Here is a 26,242-nt window from a genome sequence, read left to right on the forward strand (position 1 = left end):
CAGCGGTTCGATCCCGCTTAGCTCCACCAATTCTGCCAAGGTCTGCATCAGCGGATCTGCACGAAGGTTCACGTCCCCTTCGTCTAGTGGCCTAGGACACCGCCCTTTCACGGCGGTAACAGGGGTTCGAGTCCCCTAGGGGACGCCACTTTTACCCGCGTTTTGCGGGACTTTAAAGGCTCATTCGCATATTGAATGGGCCTTTTGTTTTTCTGCCTCGAAAAAATTTCAGTCATCCAGACGGGATGGCGGTTTTCTGCTTGCAAAAAAATATTATGGGAATAATATTCCGATCATAATATTCCCGAGGTTGCCATGAGTGACAAGAAGAGCAAGACCCGCGAGCGCATCCTGGCGGCAGCCCGCAGTGCCTTGATTCAACAAGGCCCTGCCGACCCTAGCGTAAGTCAGGTGATGGGGGCCGCCGGGCTGACGGTCGGGGGCTTCTACGCCCATTTTGACAGCAAGGACGAGCTGATGCTCGAGGCCTTTCGCCAGTTGCTTTGTGAGCGCCGAGCCTTGCTTGCCCAAGTGGACCCGAGCGTCGATGGGGCAGGGCGACGTGCGCTGGTGGCAGCGTTCTACTTGTCGCGCAAGCACCGCGATGCCCATGAGCACGCCTGTCCACTGCCCACTGCCCTGAGCGAGATGCAGCGCCTGCCCGAAACCTTCCGTGAGGTGTTGGCCGAGCACCTCGAGCTGATGACCGCGCAAATGGTTGATCGCCCGGAAGACGTCGACAAGGCCTTTGCCGATCTATCCCTGATGATTGGCGGATTGACCTTGGCGCGGGCCTTGGGTGATAGCGAGCTGTCCGACCGTATCCTGCGCGCCGCCAAATCGGCGGTGATCTGAGCTAACCGACCTCTGGAGCAAGGTGATGACTACTCTGAGTTGGATTCGTGGCGTCAATGGCACTCTGGGTCGCCTGGCCCCAGAGCATGTCGCCGGCAAGATGCGTCGCGCATTCATGACCCCGCGTCCTTTGCCGCCTCGGCAATGGGAACTGCCCCTGTTGGCCAGGGCCGAGCGCATCACCCTGCGTTTTGGGCTCTCGGCCTTGCGCTGGGGCAAGGGGCCGACCGTGTTGATGATGCACGGTTGGGAAGGTCGGCCCACTCAGTTCGCAGCCCTGATCGAGGCACTCGTATCGGCCGGGCACACCGTGGTGTCACTTGAGGGGCCGGGTCACGGGCGGTCTCCCGGGCAACATGCCCATGTAGGGCTGTTTGCCCGCGCCTTGCTGGAGGCGGCTGCCGAATTGCCGCCGCTGCGTGCGGTGGTGGGGCATTCCATGGGCGGGGCCAGTATGCTGCTGGCTCTGCAATGGGGGCTGCGTGCCGAGGCCGCGGTGAGCATCGCTGCGCCGGCGCAATTGCTTGGTGTATTGCGAGGTTTTGCCCATCGCCTGGGGCTACCGGCGCGGGCTAGAGCAGCGTTCATCCGCCAGGTCGAGCAGGAAGTTGGCGTGCAGATCTCGCGGCTGGATGTCAGCGGCTATCAGTTGGACGTGCCTGGCCTGGTGGTGCATGCCTGCGACGATATCCTGGTGCCGGTCAGTGAGGCTCAGGCCATCCACAACGCCTGGTTCGACAGCCGCCTGATGTTGTTGGAGGAGGGGGGGCATCAGCGTGTGCTAGCTGATCCGCGGGTGAATCAGGCGGTGCTTGAGCTGCTGGCGCGCACGTCACAAGGAGCGCGGCAAAGCGCCTGAGCATCCGGTACACTCTGCCCGATCACTGACCAAGGGGAGCGGGCATGAGCTGGGATCTGGCATCGCCATTCATCATTGATCTTCGCGTCGGCACCGAGGACATCGACGGCCTCGGCCATGCCAACAATGCGGTCTACGTCACCTGGCTGGAGCGTTGCGCTTGGCGTCATTCGCAGCGGCTGGGGCTGGATCTGGCCGAGTACCGCCGCCTGGACCGTGCCATGGCCGTGGTCCGCCACGAGATCGACTACCTCGCCGCCGCCTATGAAGACGACGAGTTGCAATTGGGCACCTGGATCATCGACTGGGACCAGCGCCTACGCATGACCCGCCGCTTTCAGCTCAAGCGCCCGCGTGACGGTGTCACCCTGTTGCGAGCGCAAACCACCTTTGCCTGTATCGAGTTGTCCAGCGGCAAGCCCAAGCGCATGCCAGCAGAATTTATCGAAGGCTACGGCCCGGCGCTGGCCGGTGCCTGATCCGGCAGTCTTTTTTGCTAGACTGCCGCCTTTTTCGCCGAGACCCTGACATGCAAATTGCCCTGGCCCCCATGGAGGGGCTGGTAGACAACATCCTGCGCGACGTCCTGACCCGGGTGGGCGGCATCGACTGGTGTGTCACCGAGTTCATCCGTGTCTGTGATCGCCTGCTGCCGGCCTCGTCGTTCGACAAGCTGGCACCCGAGCTGCGCCAGGGCGCGCGGACGGCTGCCGGGGTGCCGATGCGCGTGCAATTGCTGGGTTCGGATCCGGCCTGTCTGGCCGACAACGCCGTGCTGGCCTGCGAGCTGGGCGCGCCGGTGATCGACCTGAACTTCGGTTGCCCGGCCAAGACGGTGAACAAGTCTCGAGGTGGCGCGGTGCTGCTCAAGGAGCCCGAGTTGCTGCATGCCATCGTCCACGAGGTTCGTCGGGCGGTGCCGGCCCACATTCCGGTGACCGCCAAGATGCGGCTAGGCTTCGACAGTCCGGACGGTGCCCTGGAATGCGCCACTGCGCTGGCCGAAGGTGGAGCCGAGCATCTGGTGGTGCACGCCCGGACCAAGGTTGAGGGCTACAAGCCGCCGGCCCATTGGGAATGGGTGGCGCGGGTGCAGGATGTGGTGAAAGTGCCGGTGTTCGCCAACGGCGAAATCTGGACCGTCGATGATTGGCGGCGTTGCCGCGAAGTCAGCGGGGCCGAAGACATCATGCTCGGCCGTGGTCTGGTGTCGCGGCCGGATCTGGGCTTGCAGATTGCCGCGGCTCGCGACGGGCGGGACTACCGACCGATGACCTGGGACGACCTGATGCCGCTGCTGCGTGAGTTCTGGCGTCAGGCTCAGGCCAAACTGTCGCCGCGTTATGCGCCTGGGCGCTTGAAACAGTGGCTGGCCATGCTGACCCGTAGTTATCCCGAGGCGGTGGTGCTGTTTGCCGAACTGCGGCGTGAGGATGATTGTCAGCGCATCAGCCGTTTGCTAGGTGTGGAGCAGGCGTTAGCGCTGGACGCGTGCGTTGCCTGAGCACTTGCCATGCCGGATGGTCCCGCGTCTGCCGCATGCGGGCATGGCTTGGCAAAAAAAATTTTTGGATGACCTCTTGAAACCCACTTGTCGGGCCCTATCTCTTGAGTACGCGATGCCGAAGTCGGGTCGCGTAGTGACTTAACTTGCTGAATCTCAGGAGTTCATGACCATGACTACCGCTTTCTCTCTCGCTCCACTGTTCCGTCATTCCGTTGGTTTCGATCGTTTCAACGATCTGTTCGAATCCGCGGCACGTAACGAGGCGGGTAGCAGCTACCCTCCCTACAACGTGGAGAAACATGGCGATGACCACTATCGCATCGTGGTTGCCGCAGCCGGTTTCCAGGAGCAGGACCTCGACCTGCAGGTCGAAAAAGGCGTCCTGACCGTTATCGGTGGCAAGCGCGACAACAGCACCGAAGGCGTCACCTATCTGCACCAGGGCATTGCCCAACGGGCCTTCAAGCTGTCTTTCCGCCTGGCTGACCACATCGAAGTGAAGTCCGCGGGCCTGGCCAACGGTCTGCTCAGCATCGATTTGCTGCGCATCGTGCCGGAAGAGGCCAAGCCAAAGCGCATCCCGATCAATGGCGAGCAGCCAGCGCTGAACTAAGTTCGGCAGAGTGAAGAAAGGGCACCCTCGGGTGCCCTTTTTTTGTATCTGATGATGCGGGCAGGAAAATCAATAATCCGCCGGTGCCTCCATCAACATCTGGCGAAACTCTGGCAAGGGCAGCGGGCGGCTGTGCAGGTAGCCCTGGTAGAGGTAGCAACCCTGGCGCTCGAGAAACTCTAGTTGATCGGACTGTTCGACCCCTTCTGCGATCACCGCCAGATCCAGGCTACGGGCCATGGCCACGATGGCGCGGACAATCTCGGCATCGTTGGGGTCGATCGGTGCGTCCCGCACGAAGGTCTGGTCGATCTTCAGGGCATCGACGGGTAGGCGCTTGAGGTAGGTCAGAGAAGAATAGCCGGTGCCGAAGTCGTCCATGGCGAAGCTCACCCCGTAGCGCTTGAGTTCGCGCATCTTGCTGATGGTGTCTTCCAGGTTCTGGATGACGATGCCTTCGGTGATCTCCAGCTTCAGCATGCGCCGTGGCAGGCGGTAGTCGTCGAGGCTGCGCAGCACCCGTTCGACGAAATCGTTCTGACGGAACTGCCGGGGGCTGATATTCACGCACAGGCTGAAATCATCGGCATCGATCAGTCCATCCTCGAGCATGCGCGCGCAGGCATCGCAGGCTTCGTCAAGGATCCAGCTGCCCACTTCAAGGATCAGGCCGCTCTCTTCAAGCACCTGGATGAATTGCGATGGTGGCTGCTGGCCCAGTTGCGGGTGATGCCAGCGCAGCAGTACCTCGGCACCGACGATACGATTGTCGCGGGCGTCCACTTGCGGCTGGAAGTGCAGGGCGAGTTCGCCGCGGGCCAAGGCCAGGCGCAGGTCGGTTTCCATGCGCAGGCGTTCGCTGGCGGCCTTTTGCATGCTGGTGTGGAACAGTTGTGTGGTGTTGCGCCCGGAGTCCTTGGCTCGATACAGGGCGATGTCTGCGCGCTTGAGCAGATCGGCGGGTGTCGCCCCGTGGTCGGGTATCAGCGCCACGCCGATGCTGGGCGTGACCTGTAGGCGCTGGCCATCGAGGGACATGGGTTCGGCGAGCAGTTCGCGCAGGGTGTCGGCCAATTCGCGGACTTTCGCTTCCACTTGATCGCGACTGCCCTCCAGGCCGCTGAGCAGTACCACGAACTCGTCGCCACCCAGGCGGGCCACTGTGTCCTCCAGGCGTACGCTAGCCTCCAGGCGCGCGGTGATGATCTTGAGCACCGTATCGCCCACCGGGTGACCGAGCGAATCATTGATGTGCTTGAAATGGTCAAGGTCCAGGAACAGCAGCGCGCCACGCAGATTGTGGCGTTTGAGCAGGGCGATCTGTTGGCTGAGGCGGTCCATCAGCAAGGCACGGTTGGGCAGGTTGGTCAGCGGGTCGTGATAAGCCAGGTGACGGATCTGCGCCTGGGCGTTCTTCAGTTGACTCACATCGCGGGCAGTGAGCAGCAGGCAATCGGCCTCGTTGAGGCTCAGCGGCTCCACCGAAACCTCCACGGTGAGGATGTCGCCGCGTTTGTTGCGACCCAGCATTTCGCGGTGGTGCACTCTGCCACGTTCGCGCAGCTCGGTGAGCAGGGCGGCGCGTTGCTTGTCGTCAGCCCAGATGCCGATCTCATAGACCGTGCGTCCGATCACTTCGGCGCTGCTGTAACCGGTCAGTCGGCAGAAACCATCGTTGACTTCGAGGTAGCGGCCTGTCGAGCGCTCGGTCAGGGTGATGGCGTCGGGGCTTGAGTGGAAAGCCTTGGCGAATTTCTCTTCGCTGGCCTTGAGGGCCGCCTCGGCGCGCTGCTGTTGGGTGATGTCGCGCAAGGTCGTGACGCTGCAGGGCTGGTTGTCGACGGTGATCTGGCAACTGGAGATGACGCATGTCAGCGACGAGCCGTTGTGGTGATTGACTACCACCGCCACATTGCTCAATGCCCGTTCCCGGATCACTTGCTCGATGCGTTGTGCCCGTTTCGCCGACTCCGCCCACAGGCCGATCTGTTCGGCAGTGCGGCCGATGACCTGTTCGGCGCTCCAACCGAAAGTCTGGGTAAAGGCGCGGTTGATCTCGATGAACTGGCCATTGTCCTGGCGGGTGACGCAAATCGGGTCAGGGCTGACTTGGAACAGGCTGGCGAATTTTTCCTCGGAGGCGCTCAAGCGCTGCTCGCGTTCCACTTGGTCGGTGATGTCGAGCAACGTGCCGGCCATGCGTAGGGGGTTGCCCTGTTCGTCGCGATAGAGGCGGGCGCGGCTTTCGATGTAACGCGACTGGCCGTTGTCCAGTTGCACGCGGTAGGTGACCTGATAGTTGCCCGCCGGTCCCTCGCGCAGGCTGCGATAGGTCTGGCGCATGACGCTGCGTTCGTGCTCCGAGACCCCTTCGAAGAAGGCCTCGAACGACTCGTGGAAAGGCACCGGGGGCAGGCCGTGCAGCTGTGCGGCGCGGGCCGAGCCGTAGAGCATGCCGCTGGGGATGTGCCAGTCCCAGGTGCCCAGTTGCGCCGAATCCAGGGCCAGGTCCAGGCGTTCCTGGCTGTCTTTGAGGGCTTGTTCTGCGCGCTTGCGTTCGCTGGTATCGACGAAGGTGCTGAGCAGGTAGGTCACGCCTTCGAGCTCGATACTCTGGGTGCAGAGGATGCCATCGTGAAGCTTGCCGGTGCTGGCGCGAAACTGGACCTCTAGGGTCAGTGGGCCGCCATTGCTGTTTCGGGTGTTGTCCAGCACCTGATGGCGCAGTTCAGGGTTGACCCACAACCCCAGCTCCAAGGTGGTCTTGCCGATGACCTGGTGTCCGGGCCAGCCGAACATGTCTTCGAAGTGCTGGTTGACCTCGAAGATCATGCCGTCCTGGCGACGGGTCAAGAGAATGACATTAGGGCTCAGGTGAAAGAGCGTGGCGAAGCGCTTCTCGGAGTTGATCAGTGCGGTTTCCCGATCGTGTTGACGGGTGATTTCCCGTACGACCCCGATCATTTGAGGACGACCGTCAGGGGCGTGTGTCAGGCTGCCTGTGACTTCCAGCCAATGCACGCTGCCATCGGGCCAGCGTATGCGATGGCGCATCGCCGGTTCCACGGGTTCGCCATTGACCACGGCCTGGAACATCTGGCGCGTGCGGGCCCGGTCCTCCTCGGGCAGCAGGTCGAGGTAGTCGATGTCGTTGGGCAGGGGCCGATCAGGTTCGAAGCCGAACAGCGCCTGGGTGGCCCGCGACCAGCTGATCCGGCCACTGTCGATATCCCACAACCACGCCCCCAGGCGCGCGCCATTGAGCGCGGCCAACAGTTGCGGAGCGTTCTGCCAAGTCTGCTCCGACTCCTGGGGGGCTGCCGCGTGGATGCGCGGCAGGCGCGGAAAACGGTTTGCTGATTTGGGCATCGGTACCAGACCTTTGGCGGATGACGCGTCCCTGTAGTGTGGATGACCGGCCGACTGCGCTCAGGCGGTCGCTGCGTGGCTGTCGAGCAGCGCCATGAAGGCCTTGGCCGCGTTCGACAGCGTGCGTTCCGTATGCAGAATGTAGCCTAGCTGGCGTGACAGCTGTATGCCGGGCAAGGCGATGGGTGCAACCTGCTCGTCGAGCATGGTGCGCGGTAGCACGCTCCAGGCAAGCCCGATGGAAACCATCATCTTGATGGTCTCCAAGTAGTTGGTGCTCATGGCGATGTTCGGCGTCAGGCCCTGACTTTCGAACAGCCGCTGGACGATATGGTGGGTGAAGGTATTGCCGCCGGGAAATACCGCCGGGTGACGGGCGACATCGGCCAGGCTGACCTGCCGGTTGCTGGCCAAGGGGTGTTCCGGTGCGGCGACGAAATCCAGTGCATCGTCCCAGACGGGCACGGCACGCACCAGATGGTGGGGTTCGGGAGCCAGGGTGATAACCGCGATCTCTGCGCGCCCATGCAGAATCTCGTCGTAGGCCGCTTCCGAATCCAGGAACTGAATATCCAACGCCACCGCCGGATGCTCGCGGGTGAAAGCCCGCAATAGCGGGGGCAAGCGGTGCAAGCCGATGTGGTGACTAGTGGCGAGGGTCAGGCGACCACTTACCTCACCGGTCAAATTGGTCAGGGCTCGTCGGGTATCATCCAGGACATTGAGGATCTGGTAGGCGCGCGGTAGCAGGGCGCGCCCGGCCTCGGTCAAGGTCACTTCCCGACCCAGGCGATCGAACAGGCGCACATCCAGTTGCTGCTCGAGCCCGGCGATGCGTTTGCTGACAGCCGGCTGAGTCAGGTGCAGGCGTTCCCCGGCACCGGAAAAACTTCCGGTTTCGGCAATGGCGATGAAGGCACTGAGGTTGGCCAGGTCCACGGCTTAGAATTCCTATTGGTTATCCAAAGCATAAAAATTATGAATTTGAGTTATTCAATCTAACCCCATAGCATCGACCGTACAAGCCAAGGGGTTATTGGCATAGAAATACGCTGATGAGGAATAGTCAGATGTCTGGCAAAACGCTCTACGACAAACTCTGGGATGCGCACGAAGTCAAGCGGCGCGACGACGGTTCGTCCTTGATCTACATCGATCGTCACATCATCCACGAAGTGACTTCGCCCCAGGCCTTCGAAGGCCTGCGTCTGGCCAACCGCAAGCCATGGCGTATCGATGCCAACATCGCGACCCCTGACCACAACGTGCCGACCACGCCAGAGCGCAAGGGCGGCATCGCAGCCATCGCCGACGAAGTGTCGCGCCTGCAGGTGCAGACCCTCGACGAGAACTGTGACGAATACGGCATCGTCGAATTCAAGATGAACGATGAACGTCAGGGCATCGTGCATGTCATCAGCCCCGAGCAGGGCGCCACCTTGCCAGGCATGACCGTCGTCTGCGGCGACTCGCATACCTCGACCCACGGCGCCTTCGGCGCGCTGGCCCATGGCATCGGCACCTCGGAAGTCGAGCATGTGCTGGCCACCCAGTGCCTGGTTGCCAAGAAAATGAAGAACATGCTGGTACGCGTCGAAGGCGAGTTGCCTGCAGGCGTGACCGCCAAGGACATTGTCCTCGCTGTGATCGGCAAGATCGGCACCGCCGGCGGCAATGGCCACGCGATGGAGTTCGCTGGCAGCGCCATCCGCGCGCTGTCCATGGAAGGCCGCATGACCATCTGCAACATGTCCATCGAAGCCGGTGCCCGTGTTGGGCTGGTCGCTGTGGATGACACTACCATCGCTTATGTCGAAGGTCGTCCGTACGCGCCCAAGGGCGAGCAGTGGAAACAGGCGGTGGAGGCTTGGAAGGGGCTGGTTTCCGATGCCGATGCCGTGTTCGACACCATCGTTGAGCTGGACGCTGCCCAGATCAAGCCGCAAGTGAGCTGGGGCACCTCGCCGGAGATGGTCCTGGCCGTCGATCAGCGTGTGCCGGATCCGGCTGCCGAGCCTGACCTGATCAAGCGTGGCTCCATCGAGCGCGCCCTCAAGTACATGGGCCTGGCCGCCAATCAGGCGATCACCGACATCAAGCTCGACCGTGTGTTCATCGGTTCCTGCACTAACTCGCGCATCGAAGACTTGCGCGCCGCCGCCGAGATCGCCAAGGGCCGCAAGGTCGCGGCGAACGTCAAGCAAGCCTTGGTGGTGCCAGGCTCGGGCCTGGTCAAAGCCCAGGCCGAGCGCGAGGGGCTGGACAAGATCTTCATCGAGGCAGGTTTCGAATGGCGTGAGCCCGGCTGCTCCATGTGCCTGGCGATGAACCCGGACCGCCTGGAAAGCGGCGAACATTGCGCCTCGACCTCCAACCGCAACTTCGAAGGCCGTCAGGGCGCAGGAGGTCGTACCCACCTGGTCAGCCCGGCCATGGCCGCCGCCGCCGCGGTCACCGGTCACTTCATCGATGTCCGCGAGTTGATCCAAGGGAGCGCAGCATGAAAGCCTTTACCCAGCACATCGGCCTTGTCGCTCCATTGGATCGCGCCAACGTCGACACCGACCAGATCATTCCCAAGCAGTTCCTGAAATCGATCAAGCGCACCGGTTTCGGTCCGAACCTGTTCGATGAGTGGCGTTACCTGGATGTAGGCCAGCCCTACCAGGACAACAGCAAACGTCCGCTCAACAAGGAGTTCGTGCTCAACCACGAGCGCTACCAGGGAGCCAGCGTGCTGCTGGCGCGGGAGAACTTCGGTTGCGGCTCGAGCCGCGAGCACGCGCCGTGGGCGTTGGACGAATACGGTTTCCGTAGCGTCATCGCACCGAGCTTCGCCGATATCTTCTTCAACAACAGCTTCAAGAACGGCCTGTTGCCGATCATCCTCAGCGACGAAGAAGTCGATGAGTTGTTCAAGCAGGTCGAAGCCAACCCGGGCTACCAACTGACCATCGACCTGCAAGCCCAGGCCGTGACACGTCCAGACGGCAAGGTGCTGCATTTCGAGATCGATGCCTTCCGCAAGCACTGCTTGCTCAACGGCCTCGATGACATCGGCCTGACCTTGCAGGACAGTGACGCCATCCAGGCGTTCGAGGCCAAGCACCGGGCCAGTCAGCCTTGGTTGTTCCGCGACGCCTGATACGCGGATTGCCCGGCTAGGCGGCTCCTGTAACGATGTAGGCAGGGGCCGGTTCGCCGGGCCGGTTTTTTTCGGTGGGCCGAGCAGGCGCGCCGTTCGAATGGATAGAGGAAAGCATGAGCAAGCAGATTCTGATTCTCCCAGGTGATGGTATCGGTCCGGAAATCATGGCCGAGGCGGTCAAGGTGCTGGAGCTGGCCAACGACAAGTTCCAGCTCGGCGTCACCCTGGAGCACGACGTGATCGGCGGCGCCGCCATCGACAAGCATGGCATTCCGCTGGCCGACGAGACCCTGGAGCGCGCACGCAAGGCCGATGCCGTGCTGCTCGGCGCGGTCGGCGGGCCCAAGTGGGACAAGCTTGAGCGTGATATCCGTCCAGAGCGCGGCCTGCTCAAGATCCGTTCGCAGCTGGGCCTGTTCGCCAACCTGCGCCCGGCCATCCTCTATCCGCAATTGGCCGATGCCTCCTCGCTCAAGCCGGAAATCGTCGCGGGCCTGGATATCCTCATCGTCCGCGAGCTCACCGGCGGTATCTACTTCGGTGCGCCACGTGGTCAGCGCGAGCTGGAAGGTGGCGAGCGCCAGGCCTACGACACGCTGCCGTACAGCGAAAGTGAAGTGCGCCGCATTGCCCGCGTCGGCTTCGACATGGCCCGCGTGCGCGGCAAGAAGCTGTGCTCGGTGGACAAGGCCAACGTGCTCGCTTCCAGCCAACTGTGGCGTGAAGTGGTCGAGGAGGTGGCCAAGGATTACCCGGACGTCGAACTCAGCCACATGTACGTCGACAATGCCGCCATGCAGCTGGTCCGCGCGCCCAAGCAGTTCGACGTGATGGTGACCGACAACATGTTCGGTGACATTCTGTCGGATGAAGCTTCCATGCTGACCGGTTCCATCGGCATGCTGCCGTCTGCGTCCCTCGATGCCAACAACAAAGGCATGTACGAGCCTTGCCACGGTTCGGCGCCGGACATCGCAGGCCTTGGCATTGCCAACCCGCTCGCGACCATTCTGTCGGTGTCGATGATGCTGCGCTACACCTTCAACCAGGTGGTTGCCGCCGACGCGATCGAGAAGGCTGTCAGCGTGGTATTGGATCAGGGCCTGCGTACCGGCGACATTTGGTCGGCCGGCTGCAGCAAGGTAGGTACGCAGGAAATGGGCGACGCAGTAGTCGCAGCGCTGCGGAATCTGTAATCTCTCTGGCCCGCCATCGTCTTCCCTTCGATGGCGGCCCACTTTTAGCAAAGGTGTAGTTGCGATGAAACGTGTAGGTCTGATCGGTTGGCGAGGTATGGTCGGTTCCGTGCTCATGCAGCGGATGCTGGAGGAGCAGGATTTCGACCTCATCGAGCCGGTGTTCTTCACCACGTCCAACGTGGGTGGCCAGGGTCCGAATGTGGGCAAGGACATTGCTCCGCTCAAGGACGCCTATAGCATTGAAGAGCTCAAGACCCTCGACGTTATCCTGACCTGCCAGGGTGGCGACTACACCAACGAAGTCTTCCCCAAGCTGCGTGAAGCCGGCTGGCAGGGTTACTGGATCGACGCTGCTTCGTCCCTGCGCATGCAGGATGACGCCGTGATCATCCTTGATCCGGTCAACCGCAAAGTCATCGACCAGCAGCTCGACGCCGGCACCAAGAACTACATCGGCGGCAACTGCACTGTCAGCCTGATGTTGATGGGCTTGGGTGGTCTGTTCGAAGCGGGCCTGGTCGAGTGGATGAGCGCCATGACCTACCAGGCCGCCTCCGGCGCCGGTGCGCAGAATATGCGCGAGCTGATCAAGCAGATGGGGGGTATCCATGCGGCGGTCGCTGATGACCTGGCCAACCCGGCCAGTGCCATCCTTGACATCGACCGCAAGGTTGCCGAGACCATGCGCGGCGAAGCCTTCCCGACCGAGAACTTCGGCGTACCGCTGGCAGGCAGCCTGATCCCCTGGATCGACAAAGAGCTGCCTAACGGCCAGAGCCGTGAGGAATGGAAAGCCCAGGCTGAGACCAACAAGATCCTGGGACGCTTCAAGAACCCGATCCCGGTCGACGGCATCTGCGTGCGCATCGGCGCTATGCGTTGCCACAGCCAGGCGCTGACCATCAAGCTGAACAAAGACGTGCCGCTGGCGGATATCGAAGGCATGATCAGCCAGCACAACCCATGGGTGAAGCTGGTGCCGAACCAGCGTGAGATCAGCATGCAGGAACTGAGCCCGACCAAGGTGACTGGCACCCTGAACGTGCCGGTTGGCCGTCTGCGCAAGCTGAACATGGGTTCGCAGTACCTGGGGGCCTTCACGGTCGGTGACCAGCTGCTGTGGGGCGCTGCCGAGCCGCTGCGTCGCATGTTGCGGATTCTGCTGGAGCGTTGATCGCACCTTTGCTTTGACCGAGAACCCACGCCTGGCGTGGGTTTTCTGTTTTTGGGGTGGGTGTTGGTGTTGCGAGGTGGAGGGCATCTCCACTTGATAGTGTGACGCTAGTTCACCATTGCGCCGTAAAGGCGCAAAGCGCCAGTGGCGCCCCCACAAAAAATGGATATGCTCAAAACTCCAAACGCCCAAGCCCAAGCAAAACTACTCCCCATCGCCCAATCCAAGTAAAGTGCCGCACCCTAAGTTCCACCAGAAGGACCCAACCATGCCCCAGCCCATAGACATCGCCATCATCGGCGCCACCGGCAGCGTCGGCGAAACCCTCGTCCAGATCCTCGAGGAACTCGAATTCCCCGTCGCTACCCTGCACTTGCTGGCCAGTATGGAATCCGCTGGCAGCAACATGATGTTCGCGGGCAAGAAACTGCGCGTCCGGGAGGTCGACAGTTTCGACTTCTCTCAGGTCAAGCTGGCGTTCTTCGCCGCAAGCCCCGCGGTCACCCGTAGTTTTGCTCCTAAGGCCCAGCAGGCCGGTTGCTCGGTCATCGACCTGTCCGGAGGACTGGAGCAGGCATTGGCTTTGGTCCCGGAAGCCAACGGGGACAAGGTTGCCCAGCTCAAGCATCCCGCGCTGATTGCCAGCCCCAGTGCCGCGGCCGTCGCGCTGGCGGTGGCGCTGGCCCCGCTCAAAGGCTTGCTCGACATCGAGCGGGTACAGGTGATGGCTAGCCTGGCCGTGTCGGCCCAAGGTCGGGAGGCGGTGAGCGAACTGGCCCGCCAGACTGCCGAACTGCTCAATGCCAGGCCGCTGGAGCCGCGCTTCTTCGATCGTCAGGTCGCTTTCAATGTGTTGGCGCGGGTCGGTGCCGCCGACGAGCACGGTCATACCAGCCTGGAGCGGCGTTTGGTCGATGAGTTGCGTGTGCTGCTCGACCTGCCGGCGCTGAAAATCTCCGTGAGCTGCGTTCAAGTCCCGGTGTTTTATGGCGATAGCTTCAGTGTGGCGGTGCAGAGCCGTCGCCCGGTCGACCTGGTCGCGGTCAATGAGGCGCTCGAGGCTGCACAAGGTATCGAGCTGGTCGAGCTGGATGATTATCCGACGGCTGTCGGCGACGCAGTGGGGCAAGACGTGGTCTATGTTGGTCGTGTACGCCATGGCATCGACGAGCAGGAACAACTCAACCTTTGGCTGACGACCGATAACGTGCGCAAAGGGGCCGCCCTTAACGCCGTGCAAGTGGCCGGATTGTTGATAAAAGACATGGTGTAAAAGATACTGGCGCGTACTTTTGTCCTACACCACACGCAGGTCTAGGGACGATTCTTAGAAGGGAAGAGGTCATGCTTCGAATTCGCAAACTGGTTCTGGCCATGGCAGCAGCCTCGGCGCTGTCGTCGGGCATGGCCAATGCCCTCGGGTTGGGTGAGCTGACCCTCAAGTCGGCGCAGAACCAGCCGCTGGACGCCGAGATCGAACTGCTCGACGTGCGTGACCTCACCACCGCCGAAGTGGCGCCGAGCCTGGCACCGCCGGAAGAATTCGCCAAGGCTGGGGTGCCTTACCCTTCCTACCTCGAAGACCTGACTTTCACGCCGGTGATCAACCCAAACGGTAAGAGTGTGTTGCGGGTGACTTCCAGCCAGCCGCTGCCGGCACCGGTGGTGAAATTCCTGGTCCAGGTGATGTGGCCTCAAGGTCGCCTGCTGCGTGACTACAACATGCTGCTCGATCAGCCTAAGGCCCAGGGCGAGGCGGCCTCCGCCGCTGGTATCGCACCGGCGGTCAGTGGCGCGGGTCGCTACACCACCAAGCGGCGCGATACGCTTTGGCAGATTGCCGCGCGTAACACCCAGGGCGGCTCGGTCCAGCAGACCATGTTGGCTATCCAGGCCTTGAATCCGGATGCTTTCATCGGCAACAACATCAACCAGCTCAAGGTCGGGCAGGTGCTGCGCCTGCCTGACCAGCAGCAAATCCAGAACATTCCACAGGGCGAGGCCATTCGCGAAGTTGCCGAGCAGTACGCTGCCTGGCGTGAAGGTCGACGCCTGGGGCCGCGAGCCCGTCAGCTGGACGCGACCCGCCGAGGCGCTGCCGAGGCCGCACCGGCGCGCATCGCCCAAGGTGACAACCTGCGCCTGGTCAGCCCGGATGCCAAGGGCGCTGCGGGCGATGCCAAGGCGCTCAGCGACAAGCTGGCGGTGGCTCAGGAGAGCCTCGACACCAGCCGACGTGACAACGAAGAACTCAAAAGCCGCATGGCAGACCTGCAGAGCCAGCTGGACAAGTTGCAGCGTCTGATTCAGCTCAAGAACGATCAACTGGCCCGCCTCGAAGCCCAGGGTGCTGCAGCGCAGCCCCCTACTGCGACGGCCTTGCCAGGCGAGCCAGCCCCTGCGCAGCCTGCGGTCAATGCCCAGCTGACGCCGGCCGAGCCCGTGGTCGAGCCGGCGCCGGCAGCGGTGGACACGGCGCCTGTGGTCAAGGAAACCCCTTATCAAGGCGTGCTCGACGAGCTGCTCGGCAACCCGCTGTTGCTAGGGTTGCTGGCCGGTTCGACTTTCCTGGTGTTGCTGTTGTTGCTGCTGCTTCTGGCGCGCAAGCGCAAGGCTCAGCAGGAAGCCGAGAAACACCTGCGCATGGCGCGGGCTCTGGCTGAGGAGAATGAGCGTGGCCCTGACCTGAACATGCCGCCGGGCAGTTTCGATGACCTGGATGTGTCGGCGCCTAGCGTGACGCTGTCTCCGGCCGTGGTCGCAGCCTCCGCAGCGGCTGCCGTTGCCGCGGAGAAACCGGCTGCACCGGCACCGGAGCCTGCCCCCACAATTGCGCCTGCGCCAGTGACCGATCCGTTGGCCGGTCTGCTGGTCGAGGTCGACCAGAGCTTGGCGCAAGGCCGTCTGAACCACGCCGCTGACTTGCTCGAGCCGGCGCTGGCCGCTCACCCCGAGCGCGGCGACCTGCGTCTTAAGCTGATGGAAGTCTATGCCCGCCAGGGCGATCAGAACGCGTTCGCCAACGAGGAGCGCCAACTGGCGCCGACCGAGCAGAACAAGGCCGAAGTCGAGTCGCTCAAAGAGCGTTTCCCGGCGATGGTTGCAGTGGCCGCTGCAGGCCTTGGTGCCGCAGCCCTGGCTGCCGAAATGGACGCGCAGTACGTTCAGGACCTGCTGCAGGAAAGCACGGATGAGGTCGCTGAAGGCAAGCCTGCGCCAGAGCCCGAGCCAGAAGCCGTTACCCAGGTCGGGTCGGAGCCACAGCCGGAGCCTGAGCAGGACGCGATCATCGAGGCGCCAGCGATCGATGAAAGCGATCTGGACAGCGCCTTCGATCTCAGCTTGGATGATGACCTTCCTGCGGATGCGGCGCTTGAGCTGCCGCAAGAGCCCGTGGTCGCCGAAGAACCCGTTCTGGACAGCGCCGAACCTGTCGCACCCCAGACCGATGCCGACGAAGATTTCGAAGCCTTGCTCGAGCAGGCCCAGGTCCAGACCGAACCACAAAGCCTGGACGATCTGGCCGACTTCGATCTGGACATTGGCGAGGCGCAGTCGCCGGAGCCTGCTCCAGTGGAGGCCGAAGAGGCACCGGTGGATGTGGCGGCCGAGTTGGCAGCCTTCGACGAGATTCCAGAGTTCGATCCAATCTCCGAACTGGAACTGCCGGAAGACTTCGACCTGTCCCTGTCGCTGGACGATGAGTCGCCTGCGGCCAAGAGCTTTGCCTCGGAGCTCGATGACGTCAACGCCGAGCTGGACAAGCTTTCCCAGAGCCTTGAGTCGCCTTCGCTCGAGCCGCATTTCACCGCCGAAGATGCCGCCCAGGAGCTTGATCCGCTGGATGACCTGGACTTCGACTTCTTCTCCGGCGCTGACGAAGTGGCGACCAAGCTGGATCTTGCTCGCGCTTACATCGACATGGGCGACCACCAAGGCGCGCGGGACATCCTCGACGAAGTGGTCAAGGATGGTGATGACAACCAGCGCCAGGAAGCCGAGGAGATGCTTTCGCGCCTGGTGTAGTGACCTTCCCGAGGCCTGGCCCATTCCCACGCGCGCAGCACAGGTGGGGCGGGCCCGCCTGTCAAGATAGCGCCGCTGTAATACGGCCGATCCCCCGATAACGGCAGCCCTTGTGGCTGCCGTTGCCGTTATAATGCCGGCCTTTCGTTCCATCCACAGGTTTCAGGTTCTTGGACATCAACGACATCGAGGCAGCCGAATCGGCAGCCGAAGGCTACTCCCGCATCGCCTTGGGCGTGGAATACAAAGGCTCGCGCTACCGTGGCTGGCAGCGCCAGGCTAGTGGCGTGCCAAGCGTCCAGCAAGCCTTGGAGCAAGCGCTGTCGACGGTGGCCAACGAGCCAATCTCAGTGATCTGTGCCGGGCGCACCGACGCCGGAGTGCATGGCTGTGGCCAGATCGTTCATTTCGATACCCGCGCGGTGCGCGATGAGCGCGCCTGGACCATGGGCACCAATTTCAATCTGCCCAACGACATCAGTGTCACCTGGGCGCGGCCGATGCCTGCGAATTTCCATGCCCGGTTCAAGGCCGTGGCACGGCGCTATCGTTATGTCATCTACAACGACCCGATCCGCCCCGCGCACCTGGCCGAGGAGGTCACCTGGAACCATCGGCCGCTGGATGTCGAGCGCATGGCCGAGGCGGCGCAGTTCCTGCTGGGGACCCATGACTTCAGCGCGTTCCGGGCCAGCCAGTGCCAGGCCAAGTCGCCGATCAAGCACATCTATCACCTGCGCGTCACCCGCCACGGCAAGATGATCGTGCTGGACGTTCGCGCCACGGCGTTCCTCCATCACATGGTGCGTAACATCGCCGGTGTGCTGATGACCATCGGTGCGGGCGAACGCCCCGTGACCTGGGCGCGCGAGGTGCTCGAAGGACGCAATCGTCGCGAGGGCGGGGTAACGGCCCACCCCTACGGCCTGTATCTGGTCCAGGTGGAATACCCCGAGGCCTTCGCCTTGCCGCAACGTTACATCGGCCCACACTTTCTCACCGGGTACGAAGCATTGGCAGACTGACGGGCGAAACGTCATTTGCTACCATCCGGCCTTTAACCGCCCACTCAAGGTCCGCCGTCCATGAGCAACGTTCGCAGCAAGATCTGCGGGATTACCCGCATCGAGGACGCCCTGGCGGCCGCCGAAGCCGGTGCCGATGCTATCGGCTTGGTCTTTTATGCCAAGAGCCCGCGTGCGGTGGATGTGCGCCAGGCGCGGGCGATCATCGCCGAGCTGCCACCGTTCGTGACTACGGTGGGCTTGTTCGTCAATGCATCGCGGTGCGAGCTCAACGAGATTCTCGAGGTGGTGCCGCTGGACCTGCTACAGTTCCACGGCGACGAAACCCCGGCCGATTGCGAGGGTTACCATCGGCCCTGGATCAAAGCGCTGCGGGTGCGCCCTGGCGATGACCTGAATGCTGCCTGCCAACACTATGCAGGGGCTCGAGGTATTCTCCTGGACACCTACGTGCCAGGCGTGCCGGGCGGTACTGGCGAGGCCTTCGACTGGTCGCTGGTACCTGCTTCGCTGAGCAAGCCGATCATCTTGGCCGGTGGCCTGTCCGCGGACAACGTCGGTCAGGCCATCGCTCAGGTGCGCCCCTACGCCGTGGATGTCAGCGGCGGGGTGGAGCAGGCCAAGGGCATCAAGGACGCGGCGAAGATCGAAGCCTTCATGCGTGCGGTGAAACAGGCGTGACGATGGATGTGACGGCTGCCCGCGCGGCATCGTCCATAGCTTTCGCAGCCCGGTGCTGCCAAGCCTGTCCCTTGGACAGGTGGGGCGGATCGCCGGCATGACAGATTGACGATGGCCCGACCGCCAGGTCGGCTCCGCTTCAATGCGGGCCCCGGACCGGGTCATCATCGTTTCATTGAAGAACATGAGCTCAAGGGCAGGGCATGGCCGGCCAGACCGGCCCCCGCCCACCGATACTGGAGAAAGAAAGCATGAGCAACTGGTTAGTCGACAAACTGATCCCTTCGATCATGCGTTCCGAGGTGAAGAAGAGCTCGGTGCCTGAGGGCCTGTGGCACAAGTGCCCGGCATGCGAGTCCGTGCTGTATCGTCCGGAGCTGGAAAAGACCCTGGATGTCTGCCCCAAGTGCAACCACCACATGCGCATCGGCGCACGTGCTCGTATCGACATCTTCCTCGATCCCGAGGGGCGTGCCGAGCTGGGGGCTGACCTCGAGCCTGTGGATCGCCTTAAATTCCGTGACGGCAAGAAGTACAAGGATCGCCTGACTGCAGCCCAGAAGCAGACTGGCGAGAAGGACGCGCTGATTTCCATGAGCGGCACCCTGATGGGCATGCCGATCGTGGTCAGCGCCTTCGAGTTCTCCTTCATGGGGGGCTCCATGGGCGCCATCGTGGGCGAGCGCTTCGTACGTGCCGCCAACTACGCCCTGGAAAACCGCTGCCCGATGGTCTGCTTCTCCGCCTCGGGCGGCGCGCGCATGCAAGAGGCCCTGATTTCGCTGATGCAGATGGCCAAGACCTCGGCTGTGCTGGCCCGCCTGCGGGAAGAAGGCATTCCGTTCATCTCGGTACTGACCGACCCGGTCTACGGCGGTGTTTCCGCAAGCCTGGCGATGCTCGGCGACGTTATCGTCGGTGAGCCGAAGGCGCTGATCGGCTTCGCCGGTCCTCGCGTGATCGAGCAGACCGTCCGCGAGAAGCTGCCGGAAGGCTTCCAGCGCAGCGAATTCCTGCTCGAGCACGGTGCCATCGATCTAATTATCTCCCGTGGCGAGCTGCGTCCGCGTCTTGCCCGCCTACTGGCCCAGATGACCGGCCAGGCGACTCCGGCGCAAGCCCTTGAGGCGGCTGCCGTCGCGTGATGAGCACTCGCACTCTGGGTGACTGGCTCGCCTACCTCGAGCAGTTGCACCCATCGGCCATCGACATGGGGCTGGAGCGTTCGCAGCAGGTGGCGGCGCGACTCGGGTTAGGCAAGCTGGCGCCCCGGGTGGTGACGGTCACCGGTACCAACGGCAAAGGCTCGACCTGCGCATTCGTGGCATCACTGCTCCGGGCGCAGGGGCTTAAAGTCGGCGTGTACAGCTCGCCTCACTTGTTGCGTTACAACGAGCGGGTGCGCATCGACGGAGCCGACGCCAGCGATGAACGCCTGTGCGAGGCGTTCGCTGCCGTGGAGGCGGCCCGTGGCGAGATTTCCCTGACCTACTTCGAGATGGGTACGCTGGCGGCGTTCTGGCTGTTCCAGCAGTCCGCGCTGGATGCCGTGGTGCTCGAGGTCGGCCTGGGTGGCCGTCTGGATGCGGTCAACCTGATCGACGCGGACCTGGCGTTGGTCACCAGCATCGGCGTGGATCACGCCGATTACCTGGGCAATACCCGCGAATCCGTTGCCTTTGAAAAGGCGGGGATCTTCCGTCAGGGCAAGCCGGCCCTGTGTGGCGATCTGAACCCGCCACAGCCTTTGCTGGACAAGGCGCGCGAACTTGCTTGCCCGTTCCTCCTCCGGGGGCGCGATTTCGATCTTGCAACCACCGACCAGCACTGGCAGTGGCGTGGCAGCCGGCTCGACGGCAGCAGCGTGGAGCTGCATGACCTGCCTTTGCTTGACCTGCCGATGGAGAATGCCGCCCTGGCGCTGCAGGCCTATTTGCTGATGGGCTTGCCTTTCGAGGCTGGGCAGCTATGCCAGGCGCTGCTCGATACCCAGGTTACCGGTCGTCTGGACCGCCGCACGGTGCAGTGGCAAGGCCAGCGTCTTGAGCTGTTGCTGGATGTGGGGCACAACCCCCATGCTGCCGAATATCTGGCTGCCCGTTTGGCCGCGCGCCCGATCAAGGGGCGTCGCCTGGCTGTGTTCGGCCTGCTCGCCGACAAGGATCTGGAGGGCGTGATCGCGCCGCTCAAGGGCGTTGTCGATGAATGGGCGGTGGCACCGCTGCAAACGCCACGCAGTCGTCCGGCCGCGGAGCTGGTGGCAGCCTTGACGAACGTCGGTGCAGCGGTGAAGTCTTATTCCAGCATCGATGCGGCCCTTGAGGGGCAATGCGCGCAGGCGACGGCGGACGATCAGATCCTGCTGTTCGGTTCGTTTTTCTGTGTTGGCCAAGCCCTGGAATGGCTAGAGCGGCAAGCTCCGGAGGAGTAGATGGCAGTGCTGGATAAAGGGATCAAGCAGCGCATGGTGGGTGCGTTGGTGCTGGTGGCGTTGGCGGTGATTTTCCTGCCGATGCTGTTCACCCGCGAAGACGAGATGCGTCAAGTGCGTGTCGAGGCGCCTGAGGCGCCTGCCATGCCGAGCTTGCCGCAGGTGCAGGTCGAGCCTGTGCAGGTACCGGAACCCCAGCCATTGCCCGACGTGTCGGAGCCGGTGCCGGAGCAGCCACCTGTGGTGGTCAACGAATCCAGTGCGCCGATGACCACGCCGAGCCAGCCGATCACGCCATCCCCGACCCAGGCCGCCCAGGCGCCAGCTCCCAAGCCTGCACCGGCGCCCGCGCCGAAGGCCGAGACGCGTCCGGCCGCCACGCCTGCATCTGCAGCGACAGCCAGCACTACCAAGCCAGCCGCGCCCTCCAAGGTCGACGTCAATGGTCTGCCGGTGAGCTGGTCGATCCAGTTGGCCAGTCTTTCCAATCGCGCTGGCGCCGACAACCTGCAAAAAACCCTGCGCAGCCAGGGCTACAACGCCTATATCCGTGCTGCAGACGGCATGAATCGTGTCTATGTCGGGCCACTGATCGAGCGGGCCGAGGCTGAGCGCCTGCGGGATGTGATCAATCGCCAGCACAACCTCAAGGGCTTTGTGGTGCGCTTCCAGCCAGAGCGCAACTGATCCAGAATGCCTGCGCAGCCTGTCCCGGCTGCGCAGGCTTGCACCCGGACCTGCGTCGCCAGAGGCAAAGTCGCCCTACATGGGCTGACATTCCGCTTACCCCAAACCCGCCGCTCTGGTAAAATGCGCCGCCTCAAACGTCGGCAGGCAACACCGTGGCATTTACCTGGGTCGATTGGGCGATCATCGCGATCATCGCCATTTCCTCACTGATCAGTCTCAAGCGCGGCTTCGTCAAGGAAGCCTTGTCCCTGCTCATCTGGATCATTGCCGGTGCGGTCGCCTGGATGTTCGGCGGCTCCCTTTCGCAGTATCTTGAAAGCTATATCCAGACGCCATCGGCACGCATCATTGCCGGCTGTGCCATTCTTTTCGTCGCCACCTTGCTGGTGGGGGCCATGATCAACTTCCTTATCGGCGAGCTTATTCGCGTGACCGGGCTGTCCGGCACCGATCGTTTCCTCGGCATGGCCTTCGGAGCTGCGCGCGGGGCCTTGCTGGTGGTGGTGGCTATTGGGCTGTTGAGCCTGGGGCCGGTACAACAGGATCCGTGGTGGCAGGAATCGCGCCTGATACCACAATTTCTATTGGTCGCTGACTGGTCCAAGAACCTGATTCTGGGGTTCACCGGTCAATGGATGTCCAGTGGGATCAGCGCACCGGCTGATCTTCCGTTCAAGGAACAGTTGCTCGGGCCCACCAGGCCTTGAGCGCTTTTCAATCAAGTTTCATCAAAGTAGGGGTTGCGTCGCATGTGTGGCATCGTCGGTATCGTCGGTAAGTCGAACGTCAATCAGGCGCTGTATGACGCGCTAACCGTGCTCCAGCACCGCGGCCAGGACGCTGCCGGTATCGTGACCAGCCACGACGGCCGGTTGTTCCTGCGCAAGGATAACGGCCTGGTACGTGATGTCTTCCAGCAGCGCCACATGCAGCGCCTGGTCGGTCACATGGGCATTGGCCATGTCCGCTACCCGACCGCGGGCAGCTCCACCTCGGCCGAGGCTCAGCCGTTCTATGTCAACTCGCCCTATGGCATCACTCTGGCGCACAACGGCAACCTGACCAACGTCGAGCAACTGGCCAAGGAGATCTACGAATCGGATCTGCGCCACGTCAACACCAACTCCGACTCGGAAGTGCTGCTCAACGTGTTCGCTCATGAGCTGGCCGTGCGCGGCAAGCTGCAGCCGACCGAGGAAGACGTGTTCGCCGCAGTCTCCCACGTGCACAGCCGCTGTGTCGGTGGCTACGCTGTGGTGGCGATGGTTACCGGCTACGGCATCGTCGGCTTCCGTGACCCCAACGGTATCCGTCCGGTCGTGTTCGGTCAGCGTCATACCGACGAGGGCGTCGAGTACATGATTGCCTCCGAAAGCGTTGCCCTGGATGTGCTCGGTTTCACCCTGATCCGTGACCTGGCGCCGGGCGAAGCGGTGTACATCACCGAGGAAGGCCAGCTGTTCACCAAGCAGTGCGCCAACAACCCTAAACTTCAGCCGTGCATTTTCGAACATGTCTACCTGGCCCGCCCGGACTCGATCATGGACGGCGTCTCGGTGTACAAGGCGCGCCTGCGCATGGGTGAGAAGCTGGCCGAGAAGATCCAGCGTGAGCGCCCCGATCACGACATCGACGTGGTCATCCCGATCCCGGACACCAGCCGTACCGCTGCCTTGGAGCTGGCCAACCACCTGGGTGTGAAGTTCCGCGAAGGCTTCGTCAAGAACCGTTATATCGGCCGGACCTTCATCATGCCCGGCCAGGCCGCACGCAAGAAATCGGTGCGCCAGAAGCTCAATGCCATCGAGCTGGAATTCCGCGGCAAGAACGTGATGCTGGTGGACGACTCCATCGTGCGCGGCACCACCTGCAAGCAGATCATCCAGATGGCCCGCGAAGCCGGTGCCAAGAATGTCTACTTCTGCTCCGCGGCCCCCGCGGTGCGCTATCCCAACGTCTACGGCATCGACATGCCGAGCGCTCACGAACTGATCGCCCACAACCGTACCACCGAACAGGTGGCCGAGTTGATCGGCGCCGACTGGCTGGTCTACCAGGACCTGCCTGACCTGATCGAATCGGTCGGTGGCGGCAAGATCAAGATCGAGCACTTCGATTGCGCGGTGTTCAATGGTGAATACGTCACCGGCGACATCGACGAAGCCTACCTTGAGCGTATCGAGCAGCAGCGCAACGATTTGGCCAAGGCGAAGAATCAGGCTGTCAGCGCGATCATCGACCTCTACAACAACTGATTTGGGAGCGACGGCATGACCGATCAATGGGATGCCGGTCGACTGGACAGTGACCTCGAGGGTGTCGGTTTCGACACCCTGGCGGTGCGCGCCGGTCAGAACCGTACACCGGAAGCCGAGCACAGCGAAGCGCTGTTCCTGACCTCCAGTTATGTCTTCCGCACGGCCGCCGATGCGGCTGCGCGCTTTGCTGGCGAAACACCCGGCAACGTCTATTCGCGGTACACCAACCCGTCAGTACGCGCTTTCGAGGAACGTCTGGCGGCCATGGAAGGCGCCGAGCAGGCCGTGGGTACCTCCACCGGCATGGCGGCGATCCTGGCCGTCGTGATGTCCCTGTGCAGCGCCGGTGATCATGTGCTGGTGTCGCAGAGCGTGTTCGGCTCGACCATCAGCCTGTTCGAGAAGTATTTCAAGCGTTTCGGCGTGCAGGTGGACTACGTGCCGTTGGTCGACCTCAGCGGGTGGGAAAAGGCCATCAAGGCCAACACCAAGCTGCTGATTGTCGAGTCACCGTCTAACCCGCTGGCCGAACTGGTCGATATCGCCGCACTGGCCGAAATCGCCCACGCCCGTGGCGCGATGCTGGTGGTGGATAACTGCTTCAGTACCCCAGCATTGCAGCAGCCGCTCAAGCTCGGTGCCGATATCGTCTTCCACTCCGCGACCAAGTTCATCGACGGCCAGGGCCGTTGCATGGGTGGCGTGGTGGCTGGGCGCAGCGAGCAGATGAAAGAAGTGGTGGGCTTCCTGAGGACCGCCGGCCCGACGCTCAGCCCGTTCAACGCGTGGATCTTCACCAAAGGTCTGGAAACGCTAAAGCTGCGTATGCGCGCCCACTGCGAAAGTGCCCAAGCACTGGCCGAGTGGCTGGAGAAGCAGGAGGGCGTGGAAAAGGTTCACTACGCCGGCCTGCCGAGCCATCCGCAACACGAACTGGCCAAGCGCCAGATGAGTGGCTTCGGCGCGGTGGTCAGCTTCGAGGTCAAGGGGGGCAAAGAGGGCGCGTGGCGTTTCATCGATGCGACCCGCGTGATCTCCATCACCACCAACCTGGGTGACAGCAAAACTACCATCGCTCACCCTGCTACCACTTCCCATGGGCGTCTGACGCCGCAGGAGCGTGAAGCCGCAGGCATCCGCGACAGCCTGATCCGCGTCGCTGTCGGCCTGGAAGACGTGGCTGACCTGCAAGCCGATCTGGCCCGCGGTCTGGCGGCGCTGTGATCGACTGGAAGGGCGGTGAGCCGGGCCACAATGGTCGGGTCGCCTTGGTCACCGGTGCCGCTCGCGGCATCGGACTGGGCATCGCCGCTTGGCTGATCTGCGAAGGTTGGCAGGTGGTGCTCAGCGACCTAGACCGCGTGCGGGGTTCCAAAGTGGCCAAGGCCCTGGGCGACAATGCCTGGTTCGTGTCGATGGATGTCGCCGACGAGGCCCAGGTCAGCGCTGGCGTCTCTGAGGTGCTGGCGCAGTTCGGCCGTCTGGATGCCTTGGTCTGCAATGCGGCTATCGCCAATCCACACAATCAGACCCTCGAGAGCTTGTCCCTGTCCCAGTGGAACAGGGTACTGGCGGTCAACCTCAACGGGCCGATGCTGCTGGCCAAGCATTGTGCGCCCTACCTGCGCGCCCATGGCGGGGCCATTGTCAACCTGACATCCACCCGGGCCCGGCAGTCAGAGCCGGACACCGAGGCCTATGCGGCGAGCAAGGGTGGCCTGTTGGCGTTGACCCATGCACTGGCCATGAGCCTTGGGCCGGAGATTCGCGTCAATGCGGTCAGCCCTGGCTGGATCGACGCCCGGGATCCTTCCCAGCGCCGTGCCGAGCCGCTGGCCGAGGCTGATCATGCCCAGCATCCTGCGGGCAGGGTAGGGACGGTGGAGGATGTCGCGGCGTTGGTGGCCTGGCTGTTGTCACGCCAGGCAGGGTTCGTCACCGGCCAGGAGTTCGTGGTCGATGGCGGGATGAGCCGCAAAATGATCTACACCTGAGCTGCAGGCTTTTAGCCACAAGCTGCAAGAGGGGACCGTGAGGTCCCTTCGTCATTTGTGGGACAGGACTACTTGCTACAGCGGCAGGCGTTTCCTTGTCGCTTGCCACTCGCAGCTTGCAGCTTTTTCGGGCTTTTTGAAAAAAATCCAATGGGGCTATTGACTTAGCTTCGGTACCTGCGTAAATTTCGCGGCCTCAGCGAAGCAAACGCACCAAGCAACACTGCGAGGGTGATTAGCTCAGCCGGGAGAGCATCTGCCTTACAAGCAGAGGGTCGGCGGTTCGATCCCGTCATCACCCACCACTTCCTGAGATGTTCCTGACCCAGGAGACTTCGTAAGAAGCTTCCTAATTGAGAGGAACCGGACGCAAGTCCATATGCGCAGCGGTAGTTCAGTCGGTTAGAATACCG

General features: G+C 62.6%; 21 protein-coding genes, 4 tRNA genes and 1 pseudogene (2 of these 26 cut by a window edge). 24 read left to right on the top strand and 2 right to left on the bottom strand.

Translation table 11 applies throughout. The features are described 5' to 3' along the window. From HMPREF3173_RS11865 to HMPREF3173_RS11895, 7 genes are all read left to right on the top strand, one after another. Positions 1-29, top strand: a tRNA-OTHER gene (locus HMPREF3173_RS11865); it begins 51 nt to the left of the window's first position. Positions 30-72: 43 nt separating this feature from the next. After that, a tRNA-Glu gene (locus HMPREF3173_RS11870) sits at positions 73-148 on the top strand. A 167-nt stretch (positions 149-315) separates the two neighbouring features. Then, positions 316-855: a TetR/AcrR family transcriptional regulator gene (locus HMPREF3173_RS11875; protein ID WP_070573296.1), complete on the top strand. Its 540-nt coding sequence runs from the start codon at positions 316-318 to the stop codon at positions 853-855. A 25-nt stretch (positions 856-880) separates the two neighbouring features. Continuing rightward, entirely contained in the window at positions 881-1,714 is an 834-nt protein-coding gene (locus tag HMPREF3173_RS11880; protein ID WP_070573298.1) for an alpha/beta fold hydrolase, read from the top strand. A 44-nt stretch (positions 1,715-1,758) separates the two neighbouring features. Then, positions 1,759-2,193, top strand: coding sequence for an acyl-CoA thioesterase (locus tag HMPREF3173_RS11885; RefSeq protein ID WP_070573301.1), 435 nt, complete (start codon positions 1,759-1,761; stop codon positions 2,191-2,193). Positions 2,194-2,243: 50 nt separating this feature from the next. Next, positions 2,244-3,218 (top strand): tRNA dihydrouridine synthase, encoded by a 975-nt coding sequence (locus HMPREF3173_RS11890; RefSeq protein WP_070573303.1) that lies wholly within the window; start codon positions 2,244-2,246, stop codon positions 3,216-3,218. A gap of 172 nt (positions 3,219-3,390) precedes the next feature. Beyond that, positions 3,391-3,834 (top strand): Hsp20 family protein, encoded by a 444-nt coding sequence (locus tag HMPREF3173_RS11895; RefSeq protein WP_043215803.1) that lies wholly within the window; start codon positions 3,391-3,393, stop codon positions 3,832-3,834. Between the two features lie 69 nt (positions 3,835-3,903). On the opposite strand, the gene HMPREF3173_RS11900 is transcribed toward HMPREF3173_RS11895, so the two are convergent. Next, positions 3,904-7,203 carry a PAS domain S-box protein gene (locus HMPREF3173_RS11900; RefSeq protein ID WP_070573305.1) on the bottom strand — a complete coding sequence of 1,100 codons (3,300 nt, stop codon included), beginning with the start codon at positions 7,201-7,203 and terminating at the stop codon, positions 3,904-3,906. Between the two features lie 60 nt (positions 7,204-7,263). Next, a complete protein-coding gene (locus HMPREF3173_RS11905) occupies positions 7,264-8,142 on the bottom strand; it encodes a LysR family transcriptional regulator (RefSeq protein WP_070573306.1) in 879 nt (292 codons plus the stop codon). A gap of 131 nt (positions 8,143-8,273) precedes the next feature. Here HMPREF3173_RS11905 and leuC point away from each other — a divergent pair, with 131 nt between their 5' ends. The 17 genes and pseudogenes from leuC to HMPREF3173_RS11990 form a co-directional block, all read left to right on the top strand. Beyond that, entirely contained in the window at positions 8,274-9,707 is a 1,434-nt protein-coding gene (gene leuC / locus HMPREF3173_RS11910; RefSeq protein ID WP_043206843.1) for a 3-isopropylmalate dehydratase large subunit, read from the top strand. Next, entirely contained in the window at positions 9,704-10,348 is a 645-nt protein-coding gene (leuD, locus tag HMPREF3173_RS11915; RefSeq protein ID WP_043206841.1) for a 3-isopropylmalate dehydratase small subunit, read from the top strand. The genes leuC and leuD overlap by 4 nt, the downstream gene beginning before the upstream one ends. Positions 10,349-10,464: 116 nt before the next feature. After that, a complete protein-coding gene (gene leuB, locus HMPREF3173_RS11920; RefSeq protein WP_043206840.1) occupies positions 10,465-11,547 on the top strand; it encodes a 3-isopropylmalate dehydrogenase in 1,083 nt (360 codons plus the stop codon). Between the two features lie 64 nt (positions 11,548-11,611). Continuing rightward, the gene (asd, locus tag HMPREF3173_RS11925) at positions 11,612-12,724 is read left to right on the top strand and encodes an aspartate-semialdehyde dehydrogenase (protein WP_043206838.1); all 1,113 of its coding nucleotides are present in this window, start codon (positions 11,612-11,614) and stop codon (positions 12,722-12,724) included. Positions 12,725-12,992: 268 nt separating this feature from the next. Then, positions 12,993-13,997 (top strand): aspartate-semialdehyde dehydrogenase, encoded by a 1,005-nt coding sequence (locus HMPREF3173_RS11930; RefSeq protein ID WP_070573307.1) that lies wholly within the window; start codon positions 12,993-12,995, stop codon positions 13,995-13,997. A gap of 71 nt (positions 13,998-14,068) precedes the next feature. Continuing rightward, complete coding sequence (locus HMPREF3173_RS11935; RefSeq protein WP_070573309.1) at positions 14,069-16,750, top strand: FimV/HubP family polar landmark protein; 2,682 nt, start codon at positions 14,069-14,071, stop codon at positions 16,748-16,750. Between the two features lie 170 nt (positions 16,751-16,920). Continuing rightward, positions 16,921-17,775, top strand: a complete 855-nt coding sequence (gene truA, locus HMPREF3173_RS11940; RefSeq protein WP_070573311.1) for a tRNA pseudouridine(38-40) synthase TruA — start codon at positions 16,921-16,923, stop codon at positions 17,773-17,775. A gap of 60 nt (positions 17,776-17,835) precedes the next feature. Further along, positions 17,836-18,456, top strand: coding sequence for a phosphoribosylanthranilate isomerase (locus HMPREF3173_RS11945; protein ID WP_070573313.1), 621 nt, complete (start codon positions 17,836-17,838; stop codon positions 18,454-18,456). A 251-nt stretch (positions 18,457-18,707) separates the two neighbouring features. Continuing rightward, positions 18,708-19,601 (top strand): acetyl-CoA carboxylase, carboxyltransferase subunit beta, encoded by an 894-nt coding sequence (accD, locus tag HMPREF3173_RS11950; protein ID WP_043206823.1) that lies wholly within the window; start codon positions 18,708-18,710, stop codon positions 19,599-19,601. Continuing rightward, positions 19,601-20,904 (top strand): annotated as a pseudogene (gene folC / locus HMPREF3173_RS11955) (bifunctional tetrahydrofolate synthase/dihydrofolate synthase). Before accD ends, folC begins: the two are co-directional and overlap by 1 nt. Beyond that, positions 20,888-21,574, top strand: a complete 687-nt coding sequence (locus HMPREF3173_RS11960; protein ID WP_070573315.1) for an SPOR domain-containing protein — start codon at positions 20,888-20,890, stop codon at positions 21,572-21,574. The pseudogene folC and the gene HMPREF3173_RS11960 overlap by 17 nt, the downstream one beginning before the upstream one ends. A gap of 155 nt (positions 21,575-21,729) precedes the next feature. Further along, positions 21,730-22,284 carry a CvpA family protein gene (locus tag HMPREF3173_RS11965; protein ID WP_043206819.1) on the top strand — a complete coding sequence of 185 codons (555 nt, stop codon included), beginning with the start codon at positions 21,730-21,732 and terminating at the stop codon, positions 22,282-22,284. 42 nt (positions 22,285-22,326) lie between these two features. After that, the gene (gene purF / locus HMPREF3173_RS11970; RefSeq protein WP_043206817.1) at positions 22,327-23,832 is read left to right on the top strand and encodes an amidophosphoribosyltransferase; all 1,506 of its coding nucleotides are present in this window, start codon (positions 22,327-22,329) and stop codon (positions 23,830-23,832) included. 15 nt (positions 23,833-23,847) lie between these two features. Continuing rightward, entirely contained in the window at positions 23,848-25,059 is a 1,212-nt protein-coding gene (locus HMPREF3173_RS11975) for an O-succinylhomoserine sulfhydrylase (protein ID WP_043206813.1), read from the top strand. Continuing rightward, positions 25,056-25,829 (top strand): SDR family oxidoreductase, encoded by a 774-nt coding sequence (locus tag HMPREF3173_RS11980; RefSeq protein ID WP_070573317.1) that lies wholly within the window; start codon positions 25,056-25,058, stop codon positions 25,827-25,829. Before HMPREF3173_RS11975 ends, HMPREF3173_RS11980 begins: the two co-directional genes overlap by 4 nt. A 229-nt stretch (positions 25,830-26,058) precedes the next feature. Then, a tRNA-Val gene (locus tag HMPREF3173_RS11985) sits at positions 26,059-26,134 on the top strand. A 78-nt stretch (positions 26,135-26,212) separates the two neighbouring features. Next, positions 26,213-26,242 (top strand) — tRNA-OTHER (locus HMPREF3173_RS11990); it runs 52 nt beyond the window's last position.

Origin of the sequence: Pseudomonas sp. HMSC08G10, assembly GCF_001808425.1 — a bacterium.
Taxonomy (GTDB): Bacteria; Pseudomonadota; Gammaproteobacteria; order Pseudomonadales; family Pseudomonadaceae; genus Aquipseudomonas; species Aquipseudomonas guariconensis.